General features: G+C 30.9%; 21 protein-coding genes. 7 read left to right on the top strand and 14 right to left on the bottom strand.

Features of this window, described 5'->3' with window-relative positions; all coding sequences use genetic code 11:
• Positions 1 to 93 precede the first annotated feature (93 nt).
• The 4 genes from H0I30_RS05615 to H0I30_RS05600 all read right to left on the bottom strand — a co-directional run bounded on the left by H0I30_RS05615 (position 94) and on the right by H0I30_RS05600 (position 3,273).
• The gene (locus tag H0I30_RS05615) at positions 94 to 891 is read right to left on the bottom strand and encodes an anti-sigma factor domain-containing protein (protein WP_218773297.1); all 798 of its coding nucleotides are present in this window, start codon (positions 889 to 891) and stop codon (positions 94 to 96) included.
• Positions 891 to 1,418: an RNA polymerase sigma factor gene (locus H0I30_RS05610; protein ID WP_218773296.1), complete on the bottom strand. Its 528-nt coding sequence runs from the start codon at positions 1,416 to 1,418 to the stop codon at positions 891 to 893. Before H0I30_RS05610 ends, H0I30_RS05615 begins: the two co-directional genes overlap by 1 nt.
• Before the next feature lie 86 nt (positions 1,419 to 1,504).
• Positions 1,505 to 2,830: a M28 family peptidase gene (locus H0I30_RS05605; RefSeq protein ID WP_218773295.1), complete on the bottom strand. Its 1,326-nt coding sequence runs from the start codon at positions 2,828 to 2,830 to the stop codon at positions 1,505 to 1,507.
• 95 nt (positions 2,831 to 2,925) lie between these two features.
• Positions 2,926 to 3,273, bottom strand: coding sequence for a DUF6249 domain-containing protein (locus H0I30_RS05600; protein WP_218773294.1), 348 nt, complete (start codon positions 3,271 to 3,273; stop codon positions 2,926 to 2,928).
• A gap of 135 nt (positions 3,274 to 3,408) precedes the next feature.
• Between H0I30_RS05600 and H0I30_RS05595 the strand changes: the two genes are divergently transcribed.
• Positions 3,409 to 3,993 carry an RNA polymerase sigma factor gene (locus H0I30_RS05595; protein ID WP_218773293.1) on the top strand — a complete coding sequence of 195 codons (585 nt, stop codon included), beginning with the start codon at positions 3,409 to 3,411 and terminating at the stop codon, positions 3,991 to 3,993.
• The gene (locus H0I30_RS05590; RefSeq protein ID WP_218773292.1) at positions 3,980 to 4,387 is read left to right on the top strand and encodes a hypothetical protein; all 408 of its coding nucleotides are present in this window, start codon (positions 3,980 to 3,982) and stop codon (positions 4,385 to 4,387) included. Before H0I30_RS05595 ends, H0I30_RS05590 begins: the two co-directional genes overlap by 14 nt.
• 70 nt (positions 4,388 to 4,457) lie before the next feature.
• On the opposite strand, the gene H0I30_RS05585 is transcribed toward H0I30_RS05590, so the two are convergent.
• From H0I30_RS05585 to htpG, 4 genes are all read right to left on the bottom strand, one after another.
• Positions 4,458 to 6,248, bottom strand: coding sequence for a DUF885 family protein (locus H0I30_RS05585; protein WP_218773291.1), 1,791 nt, complete (start codon positions 6,246 to 6,248; stop codon positions 4,458 to 4,460).
• A 101-nt stretch (positions 6,249 to 6,349) separates the two neighbouring features.
• A complete protein-coding gene (locus H0I30_RS05580; protein WP_255554341.1) occupies positions 6,350 to 6,760 on the bottom strand; it encodes a GNAT family N-acetyltransferase in 411 nt (136 codons plus the stop codon).
• A 124-nt stretch (positions 6,761 to 6,884) separates the two neighbouring features.
• Positions 6,885 to 7,244, bottom strand: coding sequence for a VF530 family DNA-binding protein (locus H0I30_RS05575; protein ID WP_370624074.1), 360 nt, complete (start codon positions 7,242 to 7,244; stop codon positions 6,885 to 6,887).
• A gap of 205 nt (positions 7,245 to 7,449) precedes the next feature.
• Positions 7,450 to 9,363 (bottom strand): molecular chaperone HtpG, encoded by a 1,914-nt coding sequence (gene htpG, locus H0I30_RS05570; protein ID WP_218773290.1) that lies wholly within the window; start codon positions 9,361 to 9,363, stop codon positions 7,450 to 7,452.
• Positions 9,364 to 9,556: 193 nt separating this feature from the next.
• On the opposite strand from htpG, the gene H0I30_RS05565 reads away from it, so the two are divergent.
• The gene (locus H0I30_RS05565) at positions 9,557 to 10,564 is read left to right on the top strand and encodes a 3-oxoacyl-ACP synthase III family protein (RefSeq protein WP_218773289.1); all 1,008 of its coding nucleotides are present in this window, start codon (positions 9,557 to 9,559) and stop codon (positions 10,562 to 10,564) included.
• A 373-nt stretch (positions 10,565 to 10,937) separates the two neighbouring features.
• On the top strand, positions 10,938 to 11,300 hold the full coding sequence (locus tag H0I30_RS05560) for a CoA-binding protein (protein ID WP_218773288.1): 363 nt from the start codon (positions 10,938 to 10,940) through the stop codon (positions 11,298 to 11,300).
• Here H0I30_RS05560 and H0I30_RS05555 read toward each other — a convergent pair.
• From H0I30_RS05555 to pyrR, 5 genes are read right to left on the bottom strand one after another with little or no spacing between them, the layout of a single operon-like run.
• A complete protein-coding gene (locus H0I30_RS05555; RefSeq protein WP_218773287.1) occupies positions 11,297 to 12,238 on the bottom strand; it encodes a ribonuclease Z in 942 nt (313 codons plus the stop codon). The genes H0I30_RS05560 and H0I30_RS05555 overlap by 4 nt on opposite strands.
• On the bottom strand, positions 12,239 to 12,556 hold the full coding sequence (locus H0I30_RS05550) for a T9SS type A sorting domain-containing protein (protein ID WP_218773286.1): 318 nt from the start codon (positions 12,554 to 12,556) through the stop codon (positions 12,239 to 12,241). It lies immediately after the preceding gene.
• A 32-nt stretch (positions 12,557 to 12,588) separates the two neighbouring features.
• Positions 12,589 to 12,921 carry a hypothetical protein gene (locus H0I30_RS05545; protein WP_218773285.1) on the bottom strand — a complete coding sequence of 111 codons (333 nt, stop codon included), beginning with the start codon at positions 12,919 to 12,921 and terminating at the stop codon, positions 12,589 to 12,591.
• A gap of 2 nt (positions 12,922 to 12,923) precedes the next feature.
• Positions 12,924 to 13,856, bottom strand: a complete 933-nt coding sequence (locus H0I30_RS05540; protein WP_218773284.1) for an aspartate carbamoyltransferase catalytic subunit — start codon at positions 13,854 to 13,856, stop codon at positions 12,924 to 12,926.
• A 24-nt stretch (positions 13,857 to 13,880) separates the two neighbouring features.
• Complete coding sequence (pyrR, locus tag H0I30_RS05535; RefSeq protein ID WP_218773283.1) at positions 13,881 to 14,438, bottom strand: bifunctional pyr operon transcriptional regulator/uracil phosphoribosyltransferase PyrR; 558 nt, start codon at positions 14,436 to 14,438, stop codon at positions 13,881 to 13,883.
• A 145-nt stretch (positions 14,439 to 14,583) separates the two neighbouring features.
• Between pyrR and H0I30_RS05530 the strand changes: the two genes are divergently transcribed.
• Positions 14,584 to 16,476, top strand: a complete 1,893-nt coding sequence (locus H0I30_RS05530) for a SulP family inorganic anion transporter (RefSeq protein ID WP_218773282.1) — start codon at positions 14,584 to 14,586, stop codon at positions 16,474 to 16,476.
• Between the two features lie 35 nt (positions 16,477 to 16,511).
• Here the strand turns inward: H0I30_RS05530 and H0I30_RS05525 are convergent, their stop codons facing one another.
• Positions 16,512 to 17,453, bottom strand: coding sequence for a LysR family transcriptional regulator (locus tag H0I30_RS05525; RefSeq protein WP_218773281.1), 942 nt, complete (start codon positions 17,451 to 17,453; stop codon positions 16,512 to 16,514).
• A 116-nt stretch (positions 17,454 to 17,569) separates the two neighbouring features.
• On the opposite strand from H0I30_RS05525, the gene H0I30_RS05520 reads away from it, so the two are divergent.
• Together H0I30_RS05520 and H0I30_RS05515 are read left to right on the top strand one after the other, a co-directional pair.
• Positions 17,570 to 18,040 carry a Dps family protein gene (locus H0I30_RS05520; RefSeq protein WP_218773280.1) on the top strand — a complete coding sequence of 157 codons (471 nt, stop codon included), beginning with the start codon at positions 17,570 to 17,572 and terminating at the stop codon, positions 18,038 to 18,040.
• A 186-nt stretch (positions 18,041 to 18,226) separates the two neighbouring features.
• Complete coding sequence (locus tag H0I30_RS05515) at positions 18,227 to 19,747, top strand: PhoX family protein (protein WP_218773279.1); 1,521 nt, start codon at positions 18,227 to 18,229, stop codon at positions 19,745 to 19,747.
• The last annotated feature ends 39 nt before the right edge of the window (positions 19,748 to 19,786 follow it).

Below are 19,786 nucleotides of genomic sequence, written 5' to 3'. Positions count from 1 at the left end.
ATAAGCAGGGTATTACTTTAATGTACATAAGTTTGTTGTAAATAAATATAGCCGCTTTTAAGCGACTATATTTATGATGTATGTAAAGATTAATTAAACAGCTCCTAGCGTATATAATTGCTCTAAATTAGGAGATATACTACCACCTGCAGGTTCTAATGTAATACCAAATGCTTGAGATTCATTAGGATTGCTTATTGTAAACACTTTGTTTTTACTAGCTGTAAAATTATCTATAGTTCCTAAACTAGTAGGAGATAAAGGATCAAGTTTTAAAGACCATACTTGATATACTTTTCCTTTAGGAGGATCTGGTAATCCTTGTACATCTAAGTAAATGTTTTTTGTGTTTTTGTTCCAGTAAACCTTTGCATATGCTTCAGGAAGTACTTTTTGCCCTTGTAAAGGCACAGTAACAATATCTTTATCTCTTATTACTTTTAATAAGCTTTCGTTTTGCGCTAAATACGTATTAGATTTTTCTAATTGAATTTCAAACTGATCCTTTGCTTGATTAATTGTATCTAACTCGGCCTGTAAATTATTGTTTTTGTTTATTGATAAAAGTAAAGTGCTACCAATAATTAAAGTTGCTGCCCAACCAGCATAAGTAAGCCAATTATTTTTCGAAGTATTTAGCGGAATAACTTTGGTTGTGCGCTCTTTTTCTTGTAACATTTTAATTAAAATGTCTTTAAAAGAGTTCTTAGTTTCTTTCGGAGCGACATGGGCTGTAAGAGAAGAAATTGATTTCTCTATTTCTCTTACTTCCTTTAAAATTTCTGGATGCTCCATTATTAGTTTATATACTTGCTCATTTTCTTTTTCAGAAAGAGCACCAGCAATATAAAGTTCTAATATACCAGATTCTATGTGTTTTTTTGCTTCCATTATTTAAGCATTATTCTTAATTCATTAATACAATTTCTGTTTCTCGTTTTAACGGTTCCTAAAGGCATGTCTAAGCTCTCTGAAACTTCTTTTTGCGTAAAACCCTTAAAATAAAGTAATTCAATTACCTTAACACAAGTGTCTTTTAACTTGTTAACAAAGTTTTTAATACCAATGGTATCAGTTCTTGAGTCTAAACTATCGTAAGTTTCTAATATATCTACGAAAATTTGAGCGTCAAGGTTTTTAGAACTGTTCTTAAAATTTTTAGATCGCGTTTTATCAATCGCGGCATTACGAGCAATATTGATAATCCATGTAAAGAAACGTCCTTTTTTTTGTGAATAAGAATCTACATTATTCCAAGCTTTAATAAAAACATCTTGTGTTACTTCTTCAGCAATTTCTCTATCTCTTACAATATTAAAAATAACACCTTCTACACTTTTATTATACATTTGATGCAGTTTTTCAAAAGCCTTTACATCCTTTTCTTTAAATTTTATAACAAGTTCTTCTAATTGCATTTTGTTGTTTTTTTAAGAGTTTTCTAAGGTACTTAAATTTAATTATTATCTATAACTTATTTAATAACGATATAGTTTTTTAAATATTATCGCATAATTTTATTAGGAAAAACAACAACGCTTTCATGCCCGTTTTGTCCTACAGATGCTACACCGAAGAAGAAGTTATCAATTACAATTCCGTCTAAAGTAAATTCAGTAGTCTCTACATATCTAGCATTATCCCAAGTAGGAGATGTGGTGTCTCTCCAATAAATTTTATAACCTTTAGCACCCTTAACTTTATTCCATTTTAATTTTGCAGAAGCTTCTACTATTCCGCCTATAGCAACTTCCTTCGGGCTAGGTGGAGCCAACGCTAAATTAGCCATTGTAATTGCGTTTACTGCGGTTAGTTTTTTTGCGTAACCAAAGTTTACATGTTTAAAAGTATCGCCATATTCTATGCCTTTTTCGGTTCTTATATCTTGGTGTTGTTGTGTGTAGTTTTCATGAGCTTCCATAATTCTAATTCCTGCAAAACCTAAATCATTAAAAGGCCTGTGATGCCCGCCACGACCAAAACGATCTAATCTATAAATCATCATCGGATTCATTTCGGGCATATAGGTTTTTGTTGTTTTATGAATATATCTAGCTAATTGACGCGAAATACCATCAACCTCACCACCATAAAAACGACGCATTTTTCGTTGTCTTTCGGTTTCATTAGCAGGTACTGGTTCAGAAAAAATTCTAAAACTACGATTGTCAATTACGCCATCCACACCGGTAATATTACCAATCATATCATTATTTAAAACACCAATAATATCCCAACCTTGCTTTTTAGCATATTTAGCCAATCCTGCACCACCAAAAAGGCCTTGTTCTTCACCAGAAAGACCAACATACACAATACTACTTTCAAATTGATATTTACTTAAAACTCTAGCAGCTTCAATTGTACCAGCCATACCAGATGCGTTGTCGTTTGCACCAGGAGCATCGGTTGTAAAATCCATTGTATTACTTGCGCGCGAATCAATATCACCGCTCATAATAACATAGCTGTTAGGGTATTTTGTTCCTTTCTGTATTGCTACAACATTTACAATCCAAGCATCATGAGGAACTCTTCTATTGCCTTCTTTGGTAACGAAATCTTTCTGATACATTGTGTTTATGCAATTGTTACAATCGGTAGATATTTTATCGAATTCAGATTTTACCCAACGTCTTGCTGCGCCAATACCACGCGTGTTAGAAATGGTATCAGAAAAAGTATTTCTTGTACCAAACTCTGTAAGCGTTTTTATGTCCGCTTTAATTCTATCCGAAGAAATAGTATTTATAATATCGTAAATTTTAGCATCTGTTTGTGCTATTAGTGTTGAGGTAATTATAAAAAATAATAATGTTAGTTTTTTCATTTCAAATAAAAATTTAGGTTACTAAATTACAAAAACAAAAAAGAGAATGAAACATTGTTTCACTCTCTTTAAACATTATAAGATATTATATAGGTTTACTCGTTATCTAATTTTTTAGTAATGTTAAAGCCTGCAAATAAACCTACACCTGCCATAAGAAAAATCATTGCAGGGTAAACAGCGTCTTCATTAATAGATGTGTATGTATCGATTATTAATCCGAAGAAAATACCTAAGCCAATACCCATTAATAATAAGGCTAAGTTTAAAACGATGATTCTACCTGTTAATGTTGATTTTTTTCGTTCTCCTTGCATAAATATTTTTGCATCCACACCTTTTTCTATTAAAGCCAAGCGTTCTTTATTACGTGTTGAATAGAATAAATAAAAGATTCCGAATATTATTGCGAATAAGAACATAAATACAACTGCTACTTCCATATTTTTAATTTTAAATGATTATTTTTAATGTGTTTGCAAGTATGACCGTGTTATTAAAAAAAGGTTACAGAAAAAATAAAAAACTTTTTTAAAATTTATGTAACCTTTTAAAAGAATGCACTGTCAAAGAATAAAATGACTACTAACAACGACCAAACATATATTGATAAAGTATTAAAGGGTGATGCCAATGCATTTTCTACCTTAGTAGAGAGGTATAAAAATATGGTGTTTACTTTGGCTTTAAAAATGGTAAAGAATAGGGAAGAGGCCGAAGAGATTTCTCAGGATACGTTTATTAAAGCTTATAAAAATTTAAATAAGTTTAAAGGAGATTCAAAATTTTCTACCTGGCTTTATAAAATTGGTTACCGAACTTCTTTAGATAATTTAAAGAAGAATAAGGGTAAATATAATATTGACACGATAGATGAAATTACCATTAATAAAATAAAATCTACAGAAGGTATTTTAGAGAGCATTGAACGAAAAGAACGAGCAGAGGTAATAAATATTTGTATGCTAAGTTTACCTGAAGATGAAAGAGCTATTTTATGGATGTTTTATTTTGATGAATTAAGTTTAAAAGAAATTATTGAAGTAACAGATTTTTCGGAAGCAAACGTAAAAGTAAAATTACACAGAGCTAGAAAAAGTTTATTAAATATAGTAGAAAAGAAAGTAGAACCCGAATTAATTAATCATTATGGGAGAAAATAAAGACATAAAAAATCTTGATGCTTTTACTAAAAAGTACATAAAAGAAATAGAAATAGAGCGTCCGTCTGTAAGTTTTACAGCTAATTTGATGGATATAATATTGCAAAAAGAAAACATAGAGGTTTATAAACCTAAACCTTTAATTTCAACTAAAATATGGTTTGTTCTTGTAGGTGTTTTAACGGCAAGTATTTTATATGTATCAAGAGGAAGTTCATTAAAATCGATTAAAATGCCTGAAATTAATTTCGGTTTTTTATCAGAAGTACAGATGCCAAACTTATTTGAAGGTCTTACCGTTTCTAATACAATGTTATATGCTTGTTTCTTTTTTACGATAATGTTTTTTGGACAAGTTTATATGCTTAAAAATTATTTTACCAAAGAATTGTAATTAGCATAAAAAATCCGCTTTGAGTTTTTCAAAGCGGATTTTTTTATGATTTATTTTAATGTGCTAAAAACTACTTACTTTTAGCAATCCAAGTGTTAATTTTACTTTCTAATAAAGCTAAAGGAATACAGCCTGTTTCTAAAACCTGATTATGAAATTCTTTAATATCAAATGAAGTTCCTAACTTTTTTTTAGCTTTGGCACGTAACTCGCGTATTTTTAACTGTCCGATTTTGTAGGACAATGCTTGCCCCGGATTGGCCATATAACGCTCAATTTCAGATATAATACTTGCTTCACCTTCAGCTTCGTTATCTAATGAATATTGAATCGCTTTTTCACGACTCCAACCTTTTGCGTGCATTCCTGTATCAACAACCAAACGAATGGCTCTGTGCATTTCCATTCCTAACATTCCGAAATATTGATAAGGATCGGTGTATAAACCTAACTCTTTTCCTAAGTTTTCAGTATATAAAGCCCAACCTTCTCCATAAGCGCTATACCATAATGTTTTTCTAAAATCTGGTAAATCTTTATTTTCTTGTGTCAACGAAATTTGATAATGATGCCCCGGAATCGCTTCATGTAAAAATAATGCTTCATCAGAAAATACATTGTATTTTGTAGCATCCGGAATCGGTGTATAAAAAACACCAGGACGTGTTCCGTCTAAAGAACCTGGGTTATATTCTGCACTCGCAGAAGCTTCTCTAAATTTTTCGGTTTGTTTTACGATAAAGGCTGTTTTAGGCTTATTACCAAATAGTTTTTCTAATTGCGGTTTCATTTTATTATGAATCGCATTAAAATTAGCAATAATTAGCTTTGGTGTGTTATAAGGCATTAAGGCTTTGTTTTCACGAACATCGTTAAAAAACTCCTTTAAAGTTCCTTTAAAACCAACTTGTTTTTTTACTTTTTCCATTTCAGATAAAATCCTTGCAACTTCAGTTAAACCTAAGTTATGAATTTCATCAGGGGTCATTTTTGTAGTTGTATAGTTTTTTATAGCATGTTGATAGTAAGCAATTCCGTTTGGTATTTCAGAAATTCCGCTACTTGCTCTACCTGCTTCTAAATAATCTGTAGCTAAAAAAGTATGCATTTTTTTAAAAACAGGAATCAATTTGTTTTCAAGAGTATTTATATATGCTTTTTTTAACATTTTTTTATCCGCTTCAGAAAATTTTGGTGGAAAATTTTTAATTGGTGTATAAAATAAATGCGCTTCAATTTTAGTTTCTGCTAATGATTTAAACTGCGGAATCACTTTTTTAATCAATGATTTAGGTAAAACATAACCCTCTTTAATTCCTTGTTGCATATTTTTTATAGCAGTTTGCAACCACTCATGAAAACCATTTAGCCTACTTAGCCAGTTCTCGTAATCTTTGGCTGTATCAAAAGGTTGTGCGCTGCTACCACTACCTAATTGCCCCATCGTTAAATTGATAGTCCACATTTGATTAATAGGCATTAAAGCATCATTTTTAAAACTATTTTGAGCTAAGGTCATGTCGCAATCCCAATCTAAAACAGCTTTACTCATTTGCTGACTTTTAGTTAAAGAATTGTCTTTAAAACTTACTAGTTTAGATTTGTACTTTTGATAAAAAACAGTGGTTTTTGTTTGGTGATTTTCAGATAAGGTATTCGGAAACTGATCATTAAAACGATTGTCACCAGCAAAAGTAGCATCGATTGGTTTTAATTCTAGTTTTCCTTCATTGTACTCTTTTAATAAGGTATTAAAAGCGCTGTTTTCTTTAACAGGGATTGTAACTGAGTCTTTTTTATTTTGTTTACAAGAAGCAAGTAAAGTAGTAACAATTAAGATTGTTAAAAGAACCTTTTTCATAAATAGTTGTTTTTTTTGATTGTGAACAAATATACTTAATAAAAAAAGTTAGCAAAATAACATATGTTTATGAGAGTTGTTATAAATAAATTGGCTGGAGTTTAAAACTCTAAATACATAATATGATTCGGGTTTGAGTGTGTTGCAGATATTTGAAAATCAGTTTTTCCTATTATTTTAAATCCTACTTTTTCATAAAACTGAATCGCTTTTTTGTTTTCTACCCAAACGTTTAACCAAATTCCTGTTTGATTATTTTCCTTGCATAAGGCTACATTAAAATCAAATAATTTTTTACCGAGTCCTAAACCATAAAATTCCTCAAGTAAATAAAGCCTACTCATATAAGTGATGTTTTTAGCAACAACATCTTCACAGGTTTTATTGAAGATTATTTTAGAATAGCCTGCAGTTTTGCTTTCATACTCTAACAAATAATATTCATTTTCTGCAGTCTCTAGTTCTTTTATAAAATCACTTTCTTTAAAGTTGTTAGCTACATAAGCATCCATGTCTTTAGGCGGAGCAGAATGACCATGTGCAGTTAAAAAAGAAGGAACACTAATTTTAGAAAAAAGTTTTGCTTGTGCGGTGTTTGCTTTTGTTATTTTAATGATTTCTATTTTTTAAATTATATTATTGCTGTTGTTCTTCTAACATATCTAAATAAACATCTTCAACATGTTCACGAGCCCAGCGAGTTTTTCTTAAAAACCCTAAACTCGATTTCATGGTAGGATCGTGTTTAAAACAACGAATATTTACACGTTCAGCCAAATATTTCCAACCATAATGATCAACTAAACGTTCTAGAATTTGCGCAAGTTTAACACCATGTAACGGATTGTTGAGTTGCTCTTCAGTAGCCTGTCTTCTGTTTTGCCTGTTAGGATTTTCTATATTTAATTGCTCGTTAGTTTTTGGCTTAAAATGGGTATTTATAAGCTCTTCAGATAGTGTTGCTTTATTAATTGGATTGCTTTCTGTATCAATCACTGTTGTTTTATCTTAATACTGAACTACAAAAATAGAAACTTGTATTAGTAATTAAACTAGTTTAGTAGAATTTTTAAGAAGATTTACAAAAAAAACCTCTTTGAGTAAACAAAGAGGCTGTTATGTTCTCGATACATTTTATTTTTAGCAAAAGCTTCAAAATAAAATACTCGACTGATATTAAGGTTATATGTAACTATAAATTTTACTTAATTAATTCGTAAGAACGCTTAATAAAGTTGGTTAAATCTTCACCATGTAAAAGGTTTTGAGATAACTTAGCTAAATCGAAAGCTTGCGTAATTAATCCTTTTTTCTTGTCTTCATCTGCATTTAAGATTTCAGAAACTAATGGGTGATTTGTATTTACAACTAAGTTATACATTTCAGGTAAATTACCCATTCCCATCATTCCACCTCCACCACCAGAAGCTTGCATTTCTTTCATACGACGCATAAACTCTGGTACAGTGATTAAGAAAGGAGAAGAAGAGGAATCCATAGATTCTAATTGAACAGTATATGTTTGAGATGCAATTACACCTTCAATAACTGGTTTTAACGTTTCTTTTTCTTCATCAGTTAATTTAGAGATAACAGCTTCGTCTTTTTTGATTAAATTATCAATAAAATCAGAATCTACCCTTGTAAACTGAACTTTAGATTCACCTGAAGTTTCTAGTTTTTGCATTAAGTGAGATACAATAGGAGAGTCTAAAACCACTACCTCATATCCTTTTGCAGTTGCATCCTGAATATAACTGTGTTGTGCTTCTTTATTTGAAGTGTATAAGATTATGTGATTACCATCTTTGTCAGTTTGAGCATCTTTTGTCTTCTCAATTAATTCATCAAAAGTGAAAAAAGTATCTGCAACTGTTGGGTATAAAGCAAATTTCTTAGCTTTATCAAAGAATTTATCTTCTGATAACATTCCGTATTCGATAATTACTTTAATATCGTTCCATTTTTGCTCAAAATCAGCACGATCTTTTTTATATAAAGAAGCTAATTTATCACCTACTTTTTTAGTAATGTAACCAGAAATTTTCTTCACTGCTCCGTCTGCTTGTAGGCCAGAGCGAGAAACGTTTAATGGAATATCTGGTGAGTCAATAACACCTTTTAACATCTGTAAAAAGTCAGGTACAATTCCTTCAACATTATCCGTTACATACACTTGGTTTTGATACAATTGGATTTTATCCTTTTGCATATCTAAGTTCTGTGTTAACTTAGGGAAGAATAAAATTCCTGTTAAGTTAAACGGATAATCAACATTTAAGTGAATATGAAATAAAGACTCTTCAAATTGCATTGGATACAATTCTCTATAGAAGTTTGTATAATCTTCATCATTTAAATCTGCAGGAGCTTTCGTCCAAGCAGGGTTTGTGTTATTGATGATGTTGTCAACCTCAATTTGTTTGTGAGGCTCAGTAGTTTCTTTACCTTCAGCATCGGTTGTTGTTTGTGGAGTAAAATCAGGATCGTTAACTTGTTTCGTTCCAAATTTAATTGGCACTTGGTTAAAACGATTGTATTTGTTAAGTAAACCACCAATTTTAGCCTCTTCTAAAAATTCTAAAGAATCTTCAGCAACATGTAAAATAATTTCAGTTCCTCTATCAGTTTTATCGTGAGCTTCTAAATTAAATTCAGGAGAGCCATCACATGTCCAATGAGCAGCAGGGGCATCTTTAAATGATTTAGTAATTAACTCAACTTTTTCAGCAACCATAAAAGCAGAGTAAAAACCTAAACCAAAGTGTCCAATTACACCAGTTTCGTTTTTACCATCTTCATATTTATTTAAAAATTCTTCAGCTCCAGAAAAGGCGATTTGATTGATGTATTTTTCTACTTCATCAGCAGTCATACCTAAACCTTGATCTTTAATCGTAATGGTTTTTGCTTCTTTATCAATACTTATTTCGATTTTAGCATCACCTAATTCGGTTTTTGCCTCACCGATTGCAATTAAATGCTTTAATTTAGTTGTTGCATCTGTTCCGTTAGATATTAACTCACGTAAAAAGATTTCGTGATCAGAATACAAGAATTTTTTAATCAGTGGAAATATATTTTCTACCGACACATTAATACTTCCTTTGCTCATAATTATATATTTTGTTTGATATTTTTTCTATTAAAGTATATAGTAGTCAAAAAAAATACCAAAATAAGTTTTGTGACAATATGGCATTTTTGTGTTAATAATGACTATCTTTTAAGGTAGTTTTATATCAAAGTAAAAATTACTATTTTTACAAGCTACAAATAAACAAACAACAAAAAGAATAACATAGCATATGTATAATTCAAAAATAACAGGATTAGGTTATTATGTGCCAGATAATGTGGTTACTAATAATGACTTAAAAGAGTTTATGGATACTTCGGATGAATGGATCCAGGAAAGAACAGGTATTAAAGAGCGTCGTTGGATAGACCCAAAAACAGGAGATACGACTGCTGTTATGGGAGCAAAAGCTTCTAGAATTGCAATTGAAAGAGCTGGGTTGACTAAAGATGACATCGATTTTATCATTTTTGCAACTTTAAGTCCTGATATGTATTTTCCTGGTGGGGGAGTACAAATACAAAATATGTTAGATATGCCAACTATTGGTGCGTTAGATGTGCGTAACCAATGTTCTGGTTTTATTTATGCAATGTCTGTTGCCGATCAGTTTATAAAAACAGGAATGTATAAAAACATTCTTGTAATTGGTGCAGAGAATCATTCAGGAGGTTTAGAAAAATCTACAAGAGGTAGAGGAGTTACTGTGATTTTTGGTGATGGAGCCGGAGCAGCAGTAATGTCTAGAAGTGAAGAGGAAGGAAAAGGAATTTTATCTTCTCACTTACATTCTGAAGGTAAACATGCGGAAGAATTAGCATTAATGGGACCTTCTACTAGTAGATGGGTACCTGAAATAATGGAAGCAAATGATCCTGAAGATGTTTCTTACTATCCGCACATGAATGGTCAATTTGTATTTAAACATGCTGTAGGTCGTTTTTCTGAAGCTATTATTGAAGGTTTAGAAGCAAACGGATTAAAGAAAGAAGATATTGATATGTTAATTCCGCATCAAGCAAACTTACGTATCGCTCAGTTCATTCAAAAGAAGTTTCAATTGAGTGACGATAAAGTACATAATAATATTATGAAGTATGGTAATACTACCGCTGCTTCTGTAATTATTGCTTTAACTGAGGCTTGGGAGAAAGGAAAGATTAAAGAAAATGATTTAGTTGTATTGGCAGCCTTTGGTAGTGGATTTACTTGGGGATCGGTAGTGATCCGTTGGTAATATTAACTAATTATTGATAACAAAAAAACCGAAGCTAGTAGCTTCGGTTTTTTTGTTATTTAAATATTTTTTTTGCTTTTATGAGCTTCGTTTATTTAAAAAACCATTATAATAAGTAATAGCGCTATTCAAAATTTTAAAGGAAGAGTTATTATATGAAAATAGTTCGTTTGTTGTAAAGTCGATTATTTTACCCGAAATAACGCTTGGTTTTGGTAAACTACTTTGAAATTCGGTAAATAAATTGTATTATTATATAATAAAGATAAGTAATAGTTTTTTTGTTTTTCAATCATATAAATGTCTTAATAGATATACAATTCCTTATTTTTTTCCTTGCCTTAAAATTAATTTAAACTAATCTTCAACATTTATGAAACAACATACATTAGTTATCGGAGCTTCTTTAAATCCTACAAGATATTCAAATATTGCTATTAAAAGATTGGCTGATAAAGGAATAAAAACATCAGCAATTGGTTTAAGAAGTGGCAGTGTAATCGGTGTTGCTGTAGAAACAGAAAAAGTACCATTTAAAGCGATAGACACTGTTACATTATATTTAAATTCAGAAAGGCAGAAAGAATATTATGAATATATAGTATCTCTAAAACCACGTAGAGTTATTTTTAATCCAGGTACTGAGAATACTGAATTTTATAAACTTTTAAAAGAAAACGAAATCAAATCGGAAGTAGCTTGTACATTGGTTTTATTATCAACCAATCAGTATTAATTTAAAATTGAAACAGGAGCCGTATTTGTAGAATATAACTTACCAGCTTCGGCTAATTCTACATTTTTAAAAATAGTTTGTGCCTCTTTTTTAAAGTCTTCTATGTTTGGGTATCTACTAGAATAATGGCCAACAATCAACTTGGCAACATTTGCTTGGTTGGCTATAGAAGCTGCTTGCTCTGCAGTAGAGTGTTTGGTTCTTTCACATAGATCTTCTCTGTTTTTTAAAAATGTAGCTTCATGATATAGTAAATCAACATTTTTAATAATAGGAACTATGTTTGGTTTGTAAACAGTATCACTACAAAAAGCAAAGCTTTTGGATTTAGGAGGATTTAACGTTAATTCTGAATTTGGAATGATTTTACCCGTAGATAACACAAAATCTTTTCCTGCCTTAATATTATGATAATCACAAGTGTCTATTTCCTTGTACTCCTCTATTTTACCTATGTGTAATTTTCTTGGTTTTTCTTTTTCTCGGAACAAAAATCCGTTAGTATAAACTCTGTGATCTAAAGGAATAGTGTGTACAGAAACTTTATCATCTTCAAAAATTAATTCACTTTCTTTAGATACCAATTCGTGAAAATGAATATGATATTTTGTCCAAGATTTAGATAGCTTTAACTGAAGCGTAGTAACTTCTTTGATTCCTTTTGGACCATAAATATGCAGGTCTTTCTCTCGGTTTAAAATACCAAAAGTAGAAATAAGGCCTATAAGGCCGAAAAAATGATCACCGTGTAAGTGAGATATAAAAATATGATTGATTTTAGAAAAACCAACTTTATATTTTCGCATTTGTCTTTGTGTACCTTCACCACAATCGATTAAAAAATGACGATTGTTAATTTCTAAATATTGGGATGTAGGGTGTGCATTTACTCTAGGAGTAGCAGAATGACAACCTAAAATAGTTAAATTTAAACTCATTTATTTAATTACAAAGCGTTTAGAAATTACTTCTTTGTTACTTTGAATTGCATATATGTACATACCTGATTTTAAATCATTACGTTGAAAGGGAATAGAATTACGCCCGTTACGAACTTTAATTTCTTTCGAATACACAGTTTTACCTAGTACATTTCTAATAGTTAAAATTACAGTTTGATTTACTTTAGAATTAACAAAAATAGTAGTGTTGTTAATAAAAGGATTTGGAGAAGCAACTAATTTATCTATAGATTTTTGCTGAGAAAAACTAGATAATGTCACTAATAAGAATAGAAAGAGTACTTTTTTTACCATATGTATTCATTTAGGGGGCAATAAATATAAGGTTAAAAACCTAAATCGCGTTGTATATTTTCCATTTCAATAACATCTTCGGCTTCAATTAATGTAGGCACAATGTTAAATGTTTCTGGATAATCATCAATATTTACATCCTTTAGTACTATTACAAAAGATGTACCATTTTTTTGATGTTCATCAGCGAATACCAAAAATAGCAAAATATTTTCTCTAGTAATGCTAAAATTATGCGAAATTTGAATAATAAGGTGTTTTTCCCCGTATTTAATATGTTCTTTTTTAAACTCAGAGAAGAATTCTAAAAAAGTGTTCTCGTCAGAATTAATTAAAATATAATTAATTTTATCTTCTATTTTCATTCTTATCTTTTTATTTGTTGCGCTAATAAATATATAACGGCCATACGCACTGCAACTCCGTTTTCTACTTGATTTAATATAATAGATTGGTTACTATCGGCAACATCACTTGTTAATTCTACACCACGATTTATAGGTCCTGGATGCATAATTACAATTTCTTTATTAAGGCTGTTTAGTATTTCTTTATTGATACCAAAAAGTTGTGTGTACTCTCTTGTTGATGGAAAATATTTAATATCCATTCGTTCATGTTGTACGCGTAAAACATTGGCTACATCACACCATTCTAGGGCTTTTTTTAAGTTTGTTTCAACCTGAACACCTAAGCTAGAAATATATTTAGGAATTAAAGTAGTTGGTCCACAAACTTTAACCTTAGCGCCTTGTAATTGCAATGCAAATATATTAGAAAGTGCTACTCGCGAGTGTAAAACATCACCAACGATTACGATTTTTTTACCTTTTAGATTACTGTTTAAAGCTTCTCGCATAGAAAAACTATCTAACAATGCTTGTGTTGGATGTTCGTGAGTTCCGTCACCAGCATTAATAATTTTGGCATCTACATGCCTTGATAAAAAAATACCAGCGCCAACACTTGCATGACGCATAACAACAATATCAACTTTCATGGCTAATATATTGTTAACAGTATCTATTAAAGTTTCTCCTTTTTTTACAGATGATTGCGCTGCAGAAAAGTTAATTACATCGGCTGATAAACGTTTTTCAGCTAATTCGAAAGATAATTTTGTACGTGTACTATTTTCAAAAAATAAATTAGCAATTGTAATATCTCGAAGAGAAGGAACTTTTTTAATGGGTCTATTTATAACTTCTTTAAAATGAGAAGCAGTTTCAAAAATAAGCTCTAAATCAGTTTTGTTTAGGTATTTTATACCTAATAAATTTTCAACACTTAACTGCTTCATCTTAGTTTGTTTTTATAATCATAACTAATCATCAAGCTTAGTAGGCTTGGTTTCTAGATATATTGTATCTTTTTTGTGAGTCTCTTGCCAATTAACAACAACTTTTTCTTCATTAATAGCATCTACTTGTCTACCTCTATAATTAGGTTGAATTGGTAAATGGCGACTAAAACGACGATCTATTAACACTAGCAATTCAATATTCTCTGGCCTTCCATAGGACTGAATTGCAGTTAAAGCACTTCGTACACTTCTACCAGAATATAATACATCATCAATAATAACTACTTTTTTATCTTCAATTAAAAAATCAATTTGAGTAGAGGTTGCTTCTAATGGCGCATTTCTTCTACGAAAATCATCACGATAAAAAGTAATATCTAACAAACCTAGTTTAAGGTCTTTAATATTGTATTCTTCGGTTAATAATTTTGTTAATCGTTTTGCTAAAAAAGTACCTCTAGGTTGTAGACCTATCAAAACGGTATTAGAAAAGTCGTTGTGGTTTTCGATTAACTGACAGGCTAATCGATGCAGAATAATTTCAATTTCTTTTGAAGTAAGTAGTGTTTTCCTGCTCATGTTTTGCTATCAAATTGGTATGATAGTTCATTGTTCAAAAATAAAGTAAAAAAAACAGCGAACAAAATTAAACTTGATGAAACATAAAACTATATGAATAAAATTATCTTTACATTTGCCAACTTTTACAATAGCCGAAAATATTATGATGAAATACCTTAAGAATAAGAAACTTAACATTAAAGACGATACCTTAGCAGGTATAACAGTTTCTTTAGCAATGATACCAGAAGTAGTAGCTTTTGCATTTGTTGCCCAAATTAGTCCAATAGTAGCATTATTTGGTGCATTTGTGGTAGGAATAATCTCTGCCATTTTTGGTGGTAGACCAGGACTTATTTCTGGGGCAGCAGGAGCTGTAGCAGTTATTTTTGTAACGATGATACAAGAAGGACATGCAAAAGGTCTTTTATTTGATAATCCTGTAGAAAATATGGGATACTTCTATTTGCTAGCAGCTGTGGTTTTAATGGGAGTCATACAGGTTTTAGCAGGAGTTTTTAAACTTGGTAAATTTGTGCGTTTAATTCCGCATTCTGTAATGATGGGATTTGTAAACGGATTGGCAATTGTTATTTTTATGGCGCAATTGGGAATGTTTACTGAAAACAAAAAAGATTTTTTCGGACAAAATATGCGTAAAACCGAATCGAAAGAGTTGGTTTATAATGTAACAGATAATCAAGTTAAGGATTTAAATTCCGATACTATTTTATTTACTATTGATGGAAATTCAGTAAAAAATAATAATACAAACGAACAAGCTTTTTTCATTTCAGAAGGTCAGGTTTTTGATACCAAAACAAAAAAGGTTGTTTTTAATGTATCAGAAGAAGGGTTTTATTCTGTAAAAGATAGCGGAGTTGTAAAATCAACCATGCAAGGAGAAAAACTTTATACAATGATTGGGCTCGTTTTATTAACGATGCTTATTGTATGGGGATTACCAAAACTAACAACTAAAATACCAGCAGCATTAACGGCAATTTTAATTGTTACATTAATATCAATCTTTAGTGGTTTAAGTTCTATTAATGTTGGTGATTTTATTAGAGATGGTGGTGGCGCCGGTTTAAATGGTATTGATGAAATATCAAAAAAACTAAATCTATTAGAACTTTGGAGTAACCTTCCTTTTAATTTAGATACGCTTAAATTTATAGCACCTTATGCCTTTTTAGCAGCATCTGTTGGTTTGATAGAAACTTTAATGACTATGAACTTAGTAGATGAGTTAACAGATAGTAGAGGTAACGGAAATAAAGAATGTGTTGCACAAGGAGCAGGAAATATTGTAAGTGGTGTATTTGGTGGAACTGGAGGTTGTGGTATGATTGGTCAAACAGTTATTAATATCAACGCTGGTGGTAGAGGAAGATTATCAGGAGTAATGATGTCATTAACCTTATTAACCTTTATTTTATTTGCTGATAAATATATAGAGCAAGTGCCAATTGCAGCTTTAGTAGGAGTAATGTTTATGATGGTTATTGAAACTTTCGCATGGTCTAGCTTTAGAATTATGAAAAAAATTCCGGTTTCAGATGCATTTGTATTGGTAATCGTATCTGCAGTTACGGTATTTTTCGATTTAGCAATAGCTGTTTTTGTAGGGGTAATTATATCAGCTTTATCTTTTGCCTGGACAAGTGCTAAGAAAATTAGAGCTAGAAAAAGAATGAAAGCAGACGGAACAAAAGTGTACGAAATATGGGGACCTTTATTCTTTGGAAGTATTACAGCTTTTAACGGTAAATTTGATATTAAAAATGATCCTGAGAAAATAGAAATTGATTTTGTTGAATCTAGAGTTTCAGATCATTCGGCAATTGAAGCTATTTTTGGTTTGGTTGAAAAGTATCAAGCGGCAGGTAAAAAAGTTACTTTAAAACATTTAAGTGAAGATTGTAAGATATTGCTTTATAAAGCGAGCCCTATTTTTACAGGAGTTATAGAAGAAGGTGTTGAGGATCCTCGTTATCATTTAGCGGCGAATCCAGAAGATTTTCCGAAACCTTTATCAGAATATAAATTCTAAATAAAAAATCCCGCAATTGCGGGATTTTTTTTGAACTAGTTTTTATTTATCGGGCTAATAATATCAACATCACTAAAAGCAATAGCACCTCTTATTACACCATCTATAGTGCTTTTTAAAGCTTCTATTAATTGCATTTTAAGTTGCGATTTATGATAAATTAAACTTACTTCCCTTGCAGGAGGAGGTGTTTCAAATTCTCTTAAATGTAGTTTGTCCTTATCATTTAAGTCAAGTGTATTTAAGTATGGTAATAAGGTCATTCCTAAACCATCTTTAGATAGTTTTATAAGCGTATCGAAACTTCCGCTTTCTAACTGAAAATGGTGCGCTGTATTTTTCTTATTAGCTCTACATAAGTTTATAATACTGTTTTTAAAGCAATGACCATCTTCTAGTAATAAAATATCATCAAGCTCTAAATCTTCAACTTTTATCTTTTTTTGATCGTACAATCTATGCTCATTAGGTATTAAACCAACAAAAGGTTCGTAGTATAAAACACGCTCTTTTATAGCTTCATTTTCTAGTGGAGTTGCGGCCAAAGCAGCATCGATATGGCCATCGGTTAATTTTCTAACAATTTCTTCAGTAGTTAATTCTTCTATAATTAACTGAACCTTCGGATAGCTTTTACTAAATGTCTTTAAAAACATTGGTAGTAGAGTTGGCATAACCGTTGGTATAATACCAAGTTTAAATTCACCACCTACAAATCCTTTTTGTTGATGAACAATATCTACAATACGATTGCTTTCATCAACAATAACCTTAGCTTGTTCAATAATTTTTTTACCAACCTCGGTTAACTCGATAGGTTTTTTAGAGCGGTTAAATATTTTAGCATCTAACTCGTCTTCTAGCTTTTGTATTTGCATACTTAAGGTAGGTTGCGTAACAAAACAATGCTCGGCAGCTACTGTAAAATTTTTATATTCAGCTACAGCCAGCGTATATTTTAACTGTGTGATTGTCATTGCATCAAATTTTTTGATAAAGATATTAAAACTATCAATAACAGTTATAGTTTTTGGGATTTATTTATGTCTATTTTTGAGGTATAGAAATAAGAACAATTAAAAATATAAATACAATGAATACAACTGTTTTAGGATTAGATAAGAACAAATCGATAGCTTTAGTAAAGGAATTAAATACTTTATTAGCGAATTTTCAAATATATTATCAAAATGTAAGAGGATTACATTGGAATATCAAAGGGAAAAACTTCTTTGAGTTACATGTTAAGTTCGAGGAGTTTTATACAGACTCTCAATTAAAGGTAGATTTAATTGCTGAAAGAATTTTAACATTACAAGGAACACCATTACATACTTTTGATGATTATATAAAAGCGGCTAAAGTACCTGTAGGAAAAAATGTAAGTAAAGATGTTGATGCAGTAGAATTAGTAGTTGAATCATTGGCTGAATTATTAAAAATAGAAAGGGAAATTTTAGTGTTATCAGACAATGCAGATGATGAAGGAACAAATTCTATGATGAGTGACTTTATTGCTGAGCAAGAAAAAACAATATGGATGTTAAATGCTTGGTTAGGATAAGCCTAGTTAATTTAAGAATAAAAAGGTGCGCTAATTTAGCGCACCTTTTTATTTAGAATAATTCTATTTGTTTAAGTTCTCTTAATAAAATTTACATTTTAATGATGTGTTATTAAAATAGCATTGATATAAGTTTTACAAACGCGCCTTTAATTTGAGGAATTAAAAAAACTAAAAAATATTAAAATGAAAAACCTAAAATTAAGTGTATTAACATTATTAACTGCCTTTATTGGTTTAACTACATTTACTGCATGTCAGGATGGTGTTGACGGAGCAAACGGTATAGATGGAGTTGATGGGAGTAATGGAGCAGATGGTAATAATGGTAGTGATGCAACCGCTTCCTTAAATACTTCTAAAACTCCTAATTTTTTAAAAGTAAGAGGTGAGTTTGTAGGCTTAAAAATAACACCAATATTATCATCAGAAGATGTGATACCAAACTCGCCTGATTTTGTTTATGGATCTATGGCAGATGGTGCAGGATTATTGCCAGAATCAGATGGAACATTTACGTTAATTAATAATATAGAAGCAGATTATGCCATTGCTAGAATTAAACTAAATGAAAATTTAAAACCATTATCAGGAGAGTATATTTTAAATGCAAGTGCAACCGGAGAAACAGCGCAATGTTCTGGTTCTATGATTTCTCCAGAAGAGCATGGTTTTGGACCTTTGTATTTATCAGGTGGTGAATGGGGTGGAGCATCAAAAGGTGTTTTTGTAACAGATCCTTATAAGTCACCTACAGATGCAAGTGCAGGGAATATGTTACCAGCATTTGGGCAATGGTCTACAGAGAATGCTGTTCTAATTGGTAAAGATGCTTATTCAGATAAAACAGTTGCTTTTATTGGAGATGATAATTCGGATAATAATGTGCCATCGGGTCAATTAGGAATGTATGTTGGTGATAGAGGTGATTTAAATGGAGGTAAATTATATGGTTTAAAGGTAACATCTCCAGGTGTTACTTATGAAGTAGATATGGCCGAAGGAACGGAATATGATGTAGAGTTTGTAGAACTTGAAGAAAAAGAAATTAATGCCTTAGATACAGAATGTAAAACAAAAGGTGTTATGGGATTCTCTAGATTAGAAGATATTGATTGGAGAAGAGGTTCTGCAGCAAATAATAGAGAGATTTATTTTGCCGTAACCGGTCGTAATAAACCAGGTTTAGTAGGTAAAGGTTCTATTTTAGGTCGTGTTTATAAAGTGGTTTTAAATGATACAGATCCAACAGGAAACGCAAAAATTACCTGTGTGTTAGATGGAGATATTGTAGGAGGAAAAGCTGACGGATTTCACTCGCCTGATAATATTTTAGTTACCGAAAACTATGCTTATATTCAAGAAGATCCTAACGGATACGCATCTGTAAATCCAAATATTATAGGATATTCTAAATTATACCAATACAATTTAACAACCGGAGCTATAAAAACCGTGTTAGAGTGTGATCAAGAAAGAGCAGCTTCTTTAGGATACGGAACAACTTCAAGAAATTGGGAAATTACTGGAATGATTGATGTAACTGATATTGTAAATAATGGTAAGAACTCATTTTTAGTAATGACTCAAAATCATGGTTGGGAGCCTGCAGATGGAACATCATTCACAGATCCAAAAGCAAACCCTAATTTAGAAAATAGAAAAGAAGGTTCTGTTTTACATTTAATTACAGGTTTAGAAAGATAAAAAATGAAAGACTTCTTAAGTCAAGCTAAGACATACCTT

Origin of the sequence: Tenacibaculum sp. AHE14PA (assembly GCF_019278465.1) — a bacterium.
Lineage (GTDB): Bacteria > Bacteroidota > Bacteroidia > Flavobacteriales > Flavobacteriaceae > Polaribacter > Polaribacter bernardetii.
The sequence above is the reverse complement of the archived record's forward strand: the minus strand, read 5'-3'. Positions and strand labels throughout refer to the sequence as shown.